This window comes from Rhizobacter sp. P2_D12 (genome assembly GCF_056404395.1).
The window spans coordinates 1-12024 of the sequence record NZ_JBFUEB010000146.1; the positions used below are offsets into that span (position 1 = coordinate 1).

A 12024-nucleotide genomic window follows, 5' to 3' on the forward strand; every position below is an offset into this window, starting at 1 on the left:
GATGAAGGTGGTGTACATCGCGGCGACCACGGTGGCGGTGACCAGGAAGCCCAGCGTGCCGGCGCTGGCCCAGCCGTAGCTCCAGCCGAAGTACTCGCCGGAGATGACCAGCCCGACGGCCAGTCCCCACAGGTGCCAGGCGTTCAGCGTGGCTTTGAGATGACCCGTTTGCATGGAAGCTCCAATCGCGACGAAGGGGTTGGATGGGACTGCTGCGTTCTGGCTCGCAAGATTCGTTCCTCTGGTTCCTGCGTCCCCGGATTGGCATCCGGGAGCATCAGCAGACGACGTCGCACCCGGCATCGCGCAGCGCCTGGAGAGCCGGCATGCGCCGCGAGCGCGCATCGGTGACCACGAGGTCGATGTCGCCCACATCGCACCACCCGATGCGGCTGGTTTGCCCCAGCTTGGCGTGGTCGGCCAGGATCACGCGCCGTTTCGAACGGGCCACCATCGCACGCGCGACCTCGGCCTCGCGATGCTCGTAGCTGGTCGCGCCATGCCCGGCATGCAGGGCCACCGGCGACAGCAGCGCGAGGTCGGCGTGATGGCGGTTGATCTCGGCCACGGTCTGCTCGCCATAGGTGGCACCGATGTCGGCCACCGGTCGCCCCCCCAGCAGGATGACCTCATGGCGTCGCGCATCGGTCGCCACCAAGGTCATCGCGACGTCGAACGAGTTGGTGATGACGGTCAGGCCGGACAGCGACGCCAGCTCGGCCGCGAGCGCCGACACCGTGCTGCCGGCATCGAGGAACACCGTCTGCCCCGGCTGCAACAGCTTGGCTGCCGCTCGCGCCATGGCGCGCTTCTCGGCCAGCCGCACCTTCACGCGCTCGCCGATCGGCGCCTCCGGCTCGGGGCCGGTCGCGACCACGCCCCCGTGCACGCGGCGCAACTCGCCCAGGGCCTCCAGCGCCATCACGTCGCGGCGCACGGTCTCGCGCGACACGCCGAGGTCGACCGCGATGCGCTCGGTACCCAGGCGCTGGAAGTTCGCGAGCAGGGCCCGCAGTCTCTGGTATCGGTCCTCCTGCAGCATCGGCTCAGCCACTCCTCGAACGTGACAGCGCCTGCAGCGCCAGGGCCGCGGCGCCGACGATCGCCATGATGCAGGTCGAGAATGCCGCCGCCTGCGACGTGAAACCGGCCTCGTCCAGCCGCATCACGCTCACCGCCCCCAGCATCGTCGACGGCGTCACCAGGAAGATGACCGCCGACAGCGTGACCATCGAGCGCATGAACAGGAACAGCCCGACCGCCCACAGCGTCGGGCGCAGCGCCGGCACCACCACGTCGCGCCAGCTGCGCAGCACGCCGCCACCGAGCACGCTGCACGCCTCCTCCAGCGCGGCCGGCACCGCGCGCACGCCGCTCGCCATCGTCACGTAGGCCTGCGTGTGGTAGTGGTAGAAGTTGCACAGCGCCAGCAGGACGACCGAGCCGTACAACGCCGCGAACGGCCAGCCCTGGCGGTTGAACGCGAACACGTACGACAACCCGAGCACCAGGCCCGGCACCGCCACCGGCAGCGCGGCCAGCAAGGCCACCGCGCGCGCCGCCGGCGGTGCGAGCCGACGCGCCCCCAGCGCGAGACCGAACAGCAACAGCGTGCCGCCGCCCGCCGCCAGCACCGACACCGCCAGCGACGTCCACAGCGGCGCATAGCCGCCCGCCAGCGTGATGTCGTAGTGCTTGAGCGTGAACTCGAGCCTGTACGGCCACAGCCGCATCAGGCTGCCCAGCACGACCGTGCCGACCACGCACGACAGCGCGGCGGCAATCAGCATGCAGCCGGCGAAGAAGGGCACGTCGCGCCACGCGCGTCGCTGCGGCTGCGGCGGCCGCGCCGACTCTGCGCCCAGCCCGGCCTGGCGGCGCGCCGCCACGTGCTCGATCCAGACCGACAGCCCGGCCGGCAGCAGCAGCACCAGGCCCACCACCGAACCGAGCCCGAACTTCATCTGCCCGCTGACCTGGTTGTAGATCTCGGTCGCCAGCACCTGGTAGTCGCCGCCGATCACGACCGCATTGCCGAAATCGGTGATCGTGACGGTGAACACCACGAAGGCCGCACTCAGCAGGCCGTAGCGCATGCCCGGCAGCGTGATGTCGACGAATCGCCGCCACGGCGTGGCCCCCAGCAGCTCGGCCGCCTCGTACTGCCGCGCATCGCCGTGGCGCAGCGCGGCGCGCAGGATCATCGCTGCCTGGGGCAGCGCGTACATCACGTCGGCCAGCAGCAGGCCGGTGAAACCGTACAGCTCGGGCCGCACGCCCAGCAGCTTGCCGACCAGCCCGTTGCGCCCGAGCAGGAAGATCAAGCCCAGGCCCAGCACCAGCGACGGCGCCAGCACCGGCAGTGCCAGGCTCGCGCCGACGAAGCGCTTGCCCGGCATCGCGGTGCGCTCGAGGCCGAACGCGAGCACGAAGGCCAGCAGCAGCGTGATCGCGGTGGTGGCCACCCCCAGCACCAGGCTGTGCAGCAGCGCCCGCCACACGCCCGGCGCATGCCACAGCGCCAGGTAGTTCGAGAGGCCGACGCCGCCGTTGTCGTCCAGCAGGCTGCGCCAGGCGATCGTCAGCATCGGCAGCGCGAAGAACATCAGCAGCGCCGCCAGCGGGATCCACAGCCCCAGGCGCAGCAGCCAGCGATCGAACGGCGTTGCCGTCATGCGCGGACCCAGGCGCAATCGGCCGCCGCGATGCGCACCGACACCGCATCGCCCGGCGCCAGCAGCGGGCCGGCCGCCGGCAGCTCGGCCAGCAGCTCGCGCCCGCGCCACGCAATGCGCAGGCGCCGCAGGTTGCCGAGGAAGCTGACGTCGACGACGCGGCTGTCGGCGCCGGCCTGCGCTGCCAGGACGATGCGCTCGGGACGCACGCAGGCCTCGTCGCCCTCGGGGTCGCCGTGCAGCAGCTCGGGCGCCGCGTCGCGCACCCAGTCGCGCGGCAGCAGGTTGCCGTGACCCATGAAATCGGCCACGAAGCGCGTGCGCGGTTGCAGGTACAGCTGCTGCGGCGTGCCCTGCTGCTCGATGCGGCCGCCGTTCATGCAGACGATGGTGTCGGCCAGCGCCATCGCCTCTTCCTGGTCGTGCGTGACCATCAGCGTCGGGATGCCGAGCCGGCGCTGCAGCTCACGCAACTCGCGCCGCAGCTCGGCGCGCACCTTGGCGTCCAGCGCCGACAGCGGTTCGTCGAGCAGGATCAGCGCCGGGTCCACCGCGACCGCGCGCGCCAGCGCGACGCGCTGCTGCTGTCCGCCCGACAGCTGGCCCGGGTAGCGTCCGGCCAGTTCCGCGAGCTTCACCATCTCCAGCAACTCGGCCACCCGCGCCTCGATGCGGGACGCCGGTGCACCGCGGATGCGCAGGCCGTAGCCGACGTTCTGTGCGACCGTCATGTGCGGGAACAGCGAGTACGACTGGAACACGATGCCGAAGCCGCGCTCGCGTGCCGGCACCGCGGCCAGATCGCGCCCGCCCAGCATCAGCCGGCCGCGGTCGGCTTGCAGAAGCCCGGCGATGATGCGCAGCAGCGTCGTCTTGCCGCAGCCGCTCGGCCCGAGCAGGCAGACGAATTCGTCGGCACCGATCGACAGGTCGATGTGGTCGAGCGCGACGAAGCCGTCGAAGCTCTTGTGCAGTGCGCTGATCTGCAGCGCCATCCCCGCCGCCACCCTCAGCGCCCGATCGCCTTCTGCCAAGCCGCGAGCGTCGCGTCGCGGTCCTTGGCCGATTGCGCGAAGTTCATCGGGTACAGCACCTTCGACAGGTCGGCCGGCAGGCCGGCGATCTGGGCCGCCTTCGACGGCGGCGTGCCGGGGATCGTCACGATCTCCTTGTACCGGGTGTACAGCGCCGCGGCCTCGGGAGACAGCGTCCAGTCGAGGAAGCGCTTCGCGTCGGCCTTGTTCTTCGAGCTCTTCATCAGCGCCGAAGCCTCCAGCTCGTAACCGGCGCCGTCGCTCGGGATCACCATCTTGACCGGGAAGCCTTCTTCCACCGACTGGATCGCCGCAAAGGCGAGCGAAGCACCGATCGCGTATTCGCCGGCGCGGGCCGCCTTGCACGGGCGCGAACCCGACTTGATGTACTGCGCAACGTTGCCGTCCAACGCCTTCAGGAAGGCCCAGCCCTTGTCGTTGCCCTGCGACTGCAGCAGCGCCGCCACCTGCAGGTAGCCGGTGCCCGAGGACACCGGGTTGGGCATCACCACCTCGCCCTTGTAGATCGGGTTGGCGAGGTCCTTCCACGAGGTCGGCATCGGCAGGTTCTTGGCCTTCAGCACCTCGGTGTTGACGCAGAACGCCGCCATGTAGCCGGTGGCGGCGAACCACTTGCCGTCACCCGCCTTGTACGCGGCCGGCAGCTTGTCGACGCCCTTCCCGGCGTAGGGCTCGACCATCGCGCCGATGCGCGGATCCAGCATGTTGGTCACCGCCCAGCCCCAGATCACGTCGTGCTGCGGGTTGCCGGCCTCGGCCAGGATGCGCGCGCCCAGGTCGCCGGTGGACAGGCGCAGCACCTTCACGTCGACGTCGGGCAGGCTCTTCTTCGCCGCAGCCACGTAGTCGGCGATCTCGTTCTCCTCCAGTGCGGTGTAGGCGGTGATGGTGCCGGCGCGGGCCGGGCCGTACAGCGCACACAGCGCGGCAGCGATCAGCAAGGGGCGGATGAGGGTCATCGGACTTCTCCAGTGGGGTGCGTCAAACCGGGGCGGGTCACCAGTGCAGGGCACGCTTCGTGCATTGGCGCTGTGCATTTCCGGGTGTTTGTGCAAATCTGTGCGTTTCAACGGAACGGGTTTCGCACGAAGCGTGCCAAGCGATGAGGTCCCCATGAGCGATGAATCGGAGTTCCTGTCTTCCCTGCCGGCCCATGAGCGGCTCGCGATGCAGCTGGCAAACGAGGCCGGCAGCGCCGCGCTGCGCTGGTTTCGCAGCCGCGTCGAGGTGTTGACCAAGGCGGACGACAGCCCGGTCACGGTGGCCGACCGCGAGGTCGAGCGCGCCTTGCGCGAGCGCCTTGCCGCGGTGCGGCCGGACCACGGCCTGCTCGGCGAAGAACACGGCCGCGAGCGGCTGGATGCGGATTGGGTGTGGGTGATCGACCCGATCGACGGCACCAAGGCCTTCATCACCGGCTCACCACTGTGGGGCAACCTGCTGGCGCTGCTGTGGCGCGGGCGGCCGGTGCTGGGACTGGTCAACCTGCCAGCGCTGGGCGAGCGCTGGCTCGGCAGCAGCGGGCAGCAGAGCACGTGGAACGGCACGCCGTGCCACGCGAGCGCCTGCACCCGCCTTGCCGATGCGCGGGTTTACACCACCTCGCCCGACGCCTTCGACGCGGCTGGCTGGCTCGCTTTCGATCGCCTGAGCCGCCAGGCGGCGCTGCGCCGCTTCGGCGGCGACTGCCACAGCTACGGCTCGCTGGCCTCGGGCCACGTCGACCTGGTCGTCGAGAGCGGGCTGCAACCCTATGACTACCTGGCGCTGGTGCCCGTGATCGAGGGGGCCGGCGGGGTCATCAGCGACTGGCAGGGGCGGCCACTGCACATGGCCTCGGACGGCAGGGTCGTGGCGGCGGCAACACCGGCCTTGCATGCGCAGGCGCTGGCGGGGCTGGCCGATGCTTGAAAACATCGGCAAACACGCCATGTGCAAGGTGTCACAGTCGAAACCTTGCGAAAGATGCCCAGCGCTCTAAGATGGGCTTCCGATCGCAGCCCTGGCTCAGACCACGGAGAACACCATGACGAGACAACGTTCGGCCCTGGACCTCCTGGCGCAATACGCGGCCTATCACCGCGACCGCCGCAACATCACCACCCACTTCGCCGGCATCCCGCTGATCGTGTTCGCGGTCGGCGTGCTGCTCGCCAAACCGGCCTTCACGCTGGGCAGCCTGGCCCTCACGCCGGCCTGGATCGTGTGGGGGCTGGCAACGGTCTGGTATCTGACCCGCGGCAACCTGGCGCTCGGCCTGGCGGTGAGCCTGGTCAACGGCGTGCTGATGGCGCTGGCACAGACCGTCTCGGGCGGCAGCCTCGCCAGCTGGCTGGGCTGGGGCCTCGGCAGCTTCATCCTCGGCTGGGTCATCCAGTTCGTCGGGCACTACTACGAAGGGCGCAAGCCGGCCTTCGTCGACGACATCGTCGGCCTGCTGGTCGGGCCGATGTTCGTGACGGCCGAGGTGATGTTCTCGCTGGGCTGGGGACGACCGTTGCTGGCCGAGATCGAGCGCCGGGTCGGGCCGACCGTCCTGCGCGACCTGGCGCACCCTGCCGCCTGATCCGTGCTTCTGCGCTGGACCAGGCGCGCCGCGCTGGCGCTCGCGGCAGTCCTGGTCCTGGCCACCGCGTTCCTGGTCGTCCAGGCGCAGCGCCATCCCTCCTTCGAAGACTTCCGTTCGCTGACCCTGCCGCCGGCTCCGCCCGGTGCCACGGTCACGGTGCGTTTTGCCGGCGTTGCCACGCTGCTGTTCGACGACGGCGAGACCGCGTGGATGACCGACGGCTTCTTCTCGCGCCCCGGCATGCGCCCGACCTTCTTCGGCCGCATCGGGCCCGACGGCGCGGCCATCGATGCTGCGCTGAAGCGACTGGGCGTCACGAAGCTGGCCGCGGTCGTGCCGGTGCATTCCCACTACGACCACGCGATGGATTCGCCCAGCGTGGCCCGGCGCACCGGTGCGGTGCTGATCGGATCGAACTCGACGATGCAGATCGGCTTCGGCGCCGGGCTGCCGCAGGAGCAGCTGCGCGAAGTGCAGCCGGGCGATACGGTGGCGCTGGGCAGGTTCAAGCTGACCTTCATCGCATCGCGCCACAGCCCGACGCCGTGGAGCGACGGCATCTCGGTCGAGAACATCGTGTCGCCGGTGGTGCCGCCCACGCGTGCCCCGGCGTGGCGCGAGGGCCAGGTCTGGTCGCTGCTGGTCGAGCATGCGTCGGGCGGGCGTTGGCTGGTCGAGGGCAGCGCCGGGTTCATCCCGGGCGCGCTGGCGGGCCAGCGCGTCGACACGGTCTTCCTGGGCGTCGGCACGCTCGGCAAGAAGGACGCGGCGTACCGCAGCGCGTACTGGCACGAGACGGTGCAACTCACCGGCGCGAAACGTGTCGTGCCGATCCACTGGGACGACTTCTGGCTGCCGCTGGATCAACCCTTGCAGGCGATGCCGCTGCTGTTCGACGACTTCGGGTCGACGCTGGCGGACCTGGCGGTGCGGGCAAGGCAGGATGACGTCGAGCTGCGGCTGCCGCCGGTCTTTGCGCCGTTTGCGCCCTGACCCTGATGCAGCGCGCGGGCCGAGGCACCGAGCCATCGATATCGCTCATGCCGCGTTCGCGAAACGGCATGGCGTCCTTCGCTTTTCCTCCATAAAGGGTGCCTAGCCTTTGCGCCTCTTCCCTTCACGGAGCGCAAGGTGACGAACTCGAACACGCATCAATCGCCGGCCGCGCGCAGCGGCAAACGCTGGTTCAGCAAGACCGGGCTCGGCCTCTGCCTGGCGTACCTCTACGTGTGCATCACCTGCATCCAGCTGGCCGGCGGGCTGCAGGCGACGACGCAGTCGCAGCGCGGCCTGCTGTGGTTCCCGCTGACGCCGCAGGTTTGGCTGCTGGACCACGGTGGCCTCGGCCGCCTGCTGGAACGCGCCACGTGGCTGGAGGCGTACCTGCGGATCGGGGGCATGACCTTGCCCGTCCTCTATGGCATCGGGTATGCCGTCGAGCGCCTGGTGGCGAGCGTGCGCCATGCGTAGCCCCGAGATCCATGGCAGGGTGGTCCACTGGACCGTCGGGTCCGTGTTCTGCCTGCCGAACCTGATGTGCCTGCTGGCCTATGGCGTCGGCTTGATGGAGCCCGAATCGGCGTCACGCACGGCGTCGCTGATGAGCCGGGATCCCGGGCCCGGATGGGCCTTGGCGACGGCGGTGCGTCTTCATCCGGCGACGTTCCTGTACGTGCTGGCGCTGCTGGCGATCGGCCCGGCATCGCTGTACTGGATTCATCGCAAGGCGGTGGGGCTTCGCGTGCACGGTGCGCTGCGCCGGATTGCCGTGGCCAACCTGGCCACCGGGCTGTGGAACCCGCACGCCTGCTCGTTGCGACGCGGCCTCTTTCGGCTCGGGCTGTACATCACGTTCTTCGTCCTGCTTCTCGCGGTCGAGATCGCGGGCCTGTTCCGGACGCTCGATTGCGTCGATTGCGCAGAACGAAGTTTCTCGTCGTTCTTCCTGATGCACTGGTTCGCGTTCCAGGCGCTGGTGGTGGTGACCTACATCGTATGCAGCTACATGCGAATGTGGGGATCGATCCATCGAAAGCTCGCGGCGGGGAGGATCCCGAAGATGCCTTGATCGATGCGGCGGGGCTGCTCGTGGCCTGGCCCGATCCAATCAACCCTTCGCCGCGGCAGACGCCGCCGAAGCCGGCACGAACGGCCCCGGATCCACGCAGGCCTTCTTCGCCGGTGCCGACGCCGCCGGCCCATAGCTCGGCGCCCGCTGCTGCGCCTTGCACTGCTGGTAGTCCTGCAGCTTGCGCGCCCAGGCGGCGCGCGCCGCACCGTCGTCCTGCACCGGCGCCGCGCAGGCCGCGGCCGCCATCAGGGCCCACAGTCCGAGTGGCGTCCAGCGCATGGCCATCCTCAGGTGTTCTTCGAGATCGAGATCGTCGGGAACTTCGACGAGAAATCCTTGGCCCGCTGCGCGATCTTCACCGCCAGCTGGCGCGCGATCGCCTTGTACAGCCCGGCCGTCTCGCCGTCGGGCTCGCTCACCACCGTCGGCCGGCCGGAATCGGCCTGTTCGCGGATGTTCAGCGCCAGCGGCAACGCGCCCAGGTAGTCCATGCCGAATTCGCTCGCCATCCGCTTGCCGCCATCGGCCCCGAAGATGTGCTCGACATGTCCGCAGTTGCTGCACACGTGCACCGCCATGTTCTCGACGATGCCCAGGATGGGCACGCCGACCTTCTCGAACATCTTGATGCCGCGGCGCGCATCGATCAGCGCGATGTCCTGCGGCGTCGTCACGATCACCGCGCCGGTCAGCGGCACGCGCTGCGACAGCGTCAGCTGGATGTCGCCGGTACCGGGCGGCATGTCGACGATCAGGTAGTCGAGGTCGCCCCAATTCGTCTGCCGCAGCAGTTGCTCCAGCGCCTGCGTGGCCATCGGGCCGCGCCAGATCATCGCGTTGTCGGCCTCGACCAGGAAGCCGATCGAGATCACCTCGACGCCATGGTTCTTCATCGGCTCCATGGTCTTGCCGTCCGCGCTCTGCGGCCGGCCTTCCAGGCCCATCATCATCGGCTGGCTGGGGCCGTAGATGTCGGCATCCAGGATGCCCACCTTCGCGCCCTCGGCGGCCAGCGCCAGCGCCAGGTTGGCGGCGGTCGTGCTCTTGCCGACGCCGCCCTTGCCGGAGGCCACGGCCACGATGTTCTTGACATTGGGCAGCAACTGCACGCCGCGCTGCACCGCATGCGGGACGATGCGGGTCGAGATCGCGACCTCGACGCCAGCCACGCCCGGCACCGTGCGGGCGGCGGCGGCCAGCGTCTCGCGCAGCGCGGCATGCAGGCTTTTCGCGGGATAGCCCAGCTCCAGGTCGAACGAGACGTCGACCCCGGCGATGCGCAGGTTCTTCAGCTGCTTCGTGCTGACGAAGTCCTTGCCGGTGAGGGGGTCGATGACCGCCTGCAAGGCGGCGAGAACGGCGGATTCGGTGATGGGCATGGCGGGTCCGGGATTGGCGAGCGGCAGTCTAGCAAGCCTAGAATGACCCGCTTCTAGAATGACCGGCTCTCTCCTCGCATCCGGAATCCCCCGATGACCCGCAAGCTCTTCGTCACCACCGCCCTGCCGTACGCCAATGCGCCGTTCCACATCGGGCACATGATGGAGTACATCCAGGCGGACATCTGGGTGCGGTTCCAGCGCATGGTCGGCAACGAGGTGCACTTCGTCTGCGCCGACGACGCCCACGGCGCGCCGATCATGATCGCCGCCGAAAAAGCCGGCAAGACGCCGCAGCAGTTCGTCGCAGAGATCGCCGCCGGCCGCAAGCAGTACCTCGACGGCTTCAGCATCGGCTTCGACAACTGGCACTCCACCGACGGGCCCGAGAACCACGAGCTGGCGCAGGACATCTACCGCGCGCTGCGAAAAGAAGGCCTGATCGCCGAGCGCACCATCGAGCAGTTCTTCGACCCGGTGAAGGCGATGTTCCTGCCCGACCGCTACATCAAGGGCGAATGCCCGCGCTGCGGCACCAAGGACCAGTACGGCGACACCTGCGAGAACTGCGGCGCCGTCTACGCCCCCACCGAGCTGAAGAACCCGTACTCGGCGCTCAGCGGCGCCACGCCGGTGCTCAAGAGCAGCGCGCACTACTTCTTCCAGCTGTCGTCGCCGCGCTGCATCGAGTTCCTGAAGGACTGGACGCACACCCCCGGCCGCCTGCAGCCCGAGGTGCTGAACAAGATCCGCGAGTGGTTCTCGGTCGACGAGCAGGGCCACGGCGGCCTGGCCGACTGGGACATCAGCCGCGACGCGCCCTACTTCGGCATCCGCATCCCCGACACCGACAACAAGTACTTCTACGTCTGGCTCGACGCGCCGGTGGGCTACCTCGCGTCGCTGAAGAACTACTTCGGCAAGACCGGGCGCGACTACGACGCCTTCTTCCAGGACCCGGCCGTCGAGCAGGTGCACTTCATCGGCAAGGACATCACCTACTTCCACACGCTGTTCTGGCCGGCGATGCTGCATTTCAGCGGGCGCAAGACGCCCGACCGCGTCAACGTGCACGGCTTCATCACCGTCAACGGCGGCGAGAAGATGAGCAAGAGCCGCGGCACCGGCATCTCGCCGCTGAAGTACCTGCAGGTCGGGCTCAACCCCGAATGGCTGCGCTACTACATCGCCGCCAAGCTGAACGCCAAGGTCGAGGACATCGACTTCAACCCCGACGATTTCGTCGCGCGCATCAACTCCGACCTGGTCGGCAAGTTCATCAACATCGCCAGCCGCGCCGCCGGTTTCATCAGCAAGCGCTTCGCGGGCCGGCTGTCGGCCGACCTGGGCGTCGAGGGCCGCGCGCTGCTCGACGGCCTGCGCGCACACCGCGGCCAGATCGAGGAGCTCTACGAGGAGCGCGAGTACGGCAAGGCGCTGCGCGAGGTGATGCTGCTGGCCGACCGCGTCAACGAATACGTCGACCAGAACAAGCCCTGGGACCTGGCCAAGAWGGCCGGCCAGGAGGCGGTGCTGCACGACGTCTGCAGCGTCTGYATCGAGGCCTTCCGCGTGCTCGCCATCTACCTGAAGCCGGTGCTGCCGACGCTCAGCGCGCAGGTCGAGGCTTTCCTGAAGGTCGAGCCGATGCGCTTTGCCGATGCGTCGCGGGCGCTCGGGGCGCACACCATCGGCGAGTACAAGCACCTGATGCAGCGCGTCGACCCGGCGCTGCTGGATGCGCTGCTCGAGCCGCCGGTGATCGAGCTGCCGCCGCCCGGCGGCGAGCCGCTGGCGCCCGAGATCAAGATCGACGACTTCGCCAAGRTYGACCTGCGCATCGCGAAGATCGTCGCCTGCGAGGCGGTCGAGGGCAGCGACAAGCTGCTGCGGTTGACGCTGGACGTCGGCGAAGCGAAGACGCGCAACGTCTTCAGCGGCATCAAGTCGGCCTACAAGCCCGAAGACCTGGTCGGCAAGTTCACCGTGATGGTGGCCAACCTGGCGCCGCGCAAGATGAAGTTCGGGCTCAGCGAAGGCATGGTGCTGGCGGCCTCGCATGCGGACGAGAAGGCGCACCCGGGGCTGTACGTGCTCGAGCCATGGCCGGGGGCGACGCCGGGCTTGCGGGTTCGCTGAGGTTTGCGATCCCGGATTGGCATCCGGGCTGCGAATCCACGAATCATGTAGGTTCTATGTCGAGCGTCAAGCCTTTCCGACGAGTTGAGGGTTGAAGGGCTGATTGGAGCGCCAGACGGAGAAGGCGATGCGAAGG

General features: G+C 68.9%; 12 protein-coding genes and 1 pseudogene. 6 read left to right on the top strand and 7 right to left on the bottom strand.

Features of this window, described 5'->3' with window-relative positions; translation table 11 throughout:
• From AC1DYN_RS29205 to AC1DYN_RS29225, 5 genes and pseudogenes are all read right to left on the bottom strand, one after another.
• Positions 1-174 (bottom strand): annotated as a pseudogene (locus tag AC1DYN_RS29205) (ethanolamine permease); the annotation flags it as partial.
• Positions 175-277: 103 nt separating this feature from the next.
• Positions 278-1042: a DeoR/GlpR family DNA-binding transcription regulator gene (locus AC1DYN_RS29210; protein WP_477965735.1), complete on the bottom strand. Its 765-nt coding sequence runs from the start codon at positions 1040-1042 to the stop codon at positions 278-280.
• Positions 1043-1046: 4 nt separating this feature from the next.
• Positions 1047-2675, bottom strand: coding sequence for an ABC transporter permease subunit (locus AC1DYN_RS29215; protein ID WP_477965713.1), 1629 nt, complete (start codon positions 2673-2675; stop codon positions 1047-1049).
• A complete protein-coding gene (locus tag AC1DYN_RS29220; RefSeq protein ID WP_477965715.1) occupies positions 2672-3670 on the bottom strand; it encodes an ABC transporter ATP-binding protein in 999 nt (332 codons plus the stop codon). The genes AC1DYN_RS29215 and AC1DYN_RS29220 overlap by 4 nt, the downstream gene beginning before the upstream one ends.
• Before the next feature lie 14 nt (positions 3671-3684).
• Complete coding sequence (locus tag AC1DYN_RS29225) at positions 3685-4689, bottom strand: ABC transporter substrate-binding protein (RefSeq protein ID WP_477965717.1); 1005 nt, start codon at positions 4687-4689, stop codon at positions 3685-3687.
• A gap of 154 nt (positions 4690-4843) precedes the next feature.
• Here AC1DYN_RS29225 and hisN point away from each other — a divergent pair, with 154 nt between their 5' ends.
• The 5 genes from hisN (at position 4844) to AC1DYN_RS29250 (ending at position 8367) form a co-directional block, all read left to right on the top strand.
• Positions 4844-5641 carry a histidinol-phosphatase gene (gene hisN, locus AC1DYN_RS29230; RefSeq protein ID WP_477965719.1) on the top strand — a complete coding sequence of 266 codons (798 nt, stop codon included), beginning with the start codon at positions 4844-4846 and terminating at the stop codon, positions 5639-5641.
• Between the two features lie 115 nt (positions 5642-5756).
• Entirely contained in the window at positions 5757-6296 is a 540-nt protein-coding gene (locus AC1DYN_RS29235; protein ID WP_477965721.1) for an Mpo1 family 2-hydroxy fatty acid dioxygenase, read from the top strand.
• Positions 6297-6299: 3 nt separating this feature from the next.
• Positions 6300-7292: an MBL fold metallo-hydrolase gene (locus tag AC1DYN_RS29240; protein WP_477965723.1), complete on the top strand. Its 993-nt coding sequence runs from the start codon at positions 6300-6302 to the stop codon at positions 7290-7292.
• A 138-nt stretch (positions 7293-7430) separates the two neighbouring features.
• Positions 7431-7769, top strand: coding sequence for a hypothetical protein (locus AC1DYN_RS29245; protein WP_477965725.1), 339 nt, complete (start codon positions 7431-7433; stop codon positions 7767-7769).
• Positions 7762-8367, top strand: a complete 606-nt coding sequence (locus AC1DYN_RS29250; protein ID WP_477965727.1) for a hypothetical protein — start codon at positions 7762-7764, stop codon at positions 8365-8367. The genes AC1DYN_RS29245 and AC1DYN_RS29250 overlap by 8 nt, the downstream gene beginning before the upstream one ends.
• Positions 8368-8406: 39 nt before the next feature.
• Here AC1DYN_RS29250 and AC1DYN_RS29255 read toward each other — a convergent pair whose 3' ends face one another.
• Both AC1DYN_RS29255 and apbC read right to left on the bottom strand, forming a co-directional pair.
• Positions 8407-8649, bottom strand: a complete 243-nt coding sequence (locus AC1DYN_RS29255; RefSeq protein WP_477965729.1) for a hypothetical protein — start codon at positions 8647-8649, stop codon at positions 8407-8409.
• Between the two features lie 8 nt (positions 8650-8657).
• Positions 8658-9749: an iron-sulfur cluster carrier protein ApbC gene (gene apbC / locus AC1DYN_RS29260; protein WP_477965731.1), complete on the bottom strand. Its 1092-nt coding sequence runs from the start codon at positions 9747-9749 to the stop codon at positions 8658-8660.
• A 93-nt stretch (positions 9750-9842) separates the two neighbouring features.
• Here apbC and metG point away from each other — a divergent pair, with 93 nt between their 5' ends.
• Positions 9843-11888 carry a methionine--tRNA ligase gene (gene metG, locus AC1DYN_RS29265; RefSeq protein WP_477965733.1) on the top strand — a complete coding sequence of 682 codons (2046 nt, stop codon included), beginning with the start codon at positions 9843-9845 and terminating at the stop codon, positions 11886-11888.
• The last annotated feature ends 136 nt before the right edge of the window (positions 11889-12024 follow it).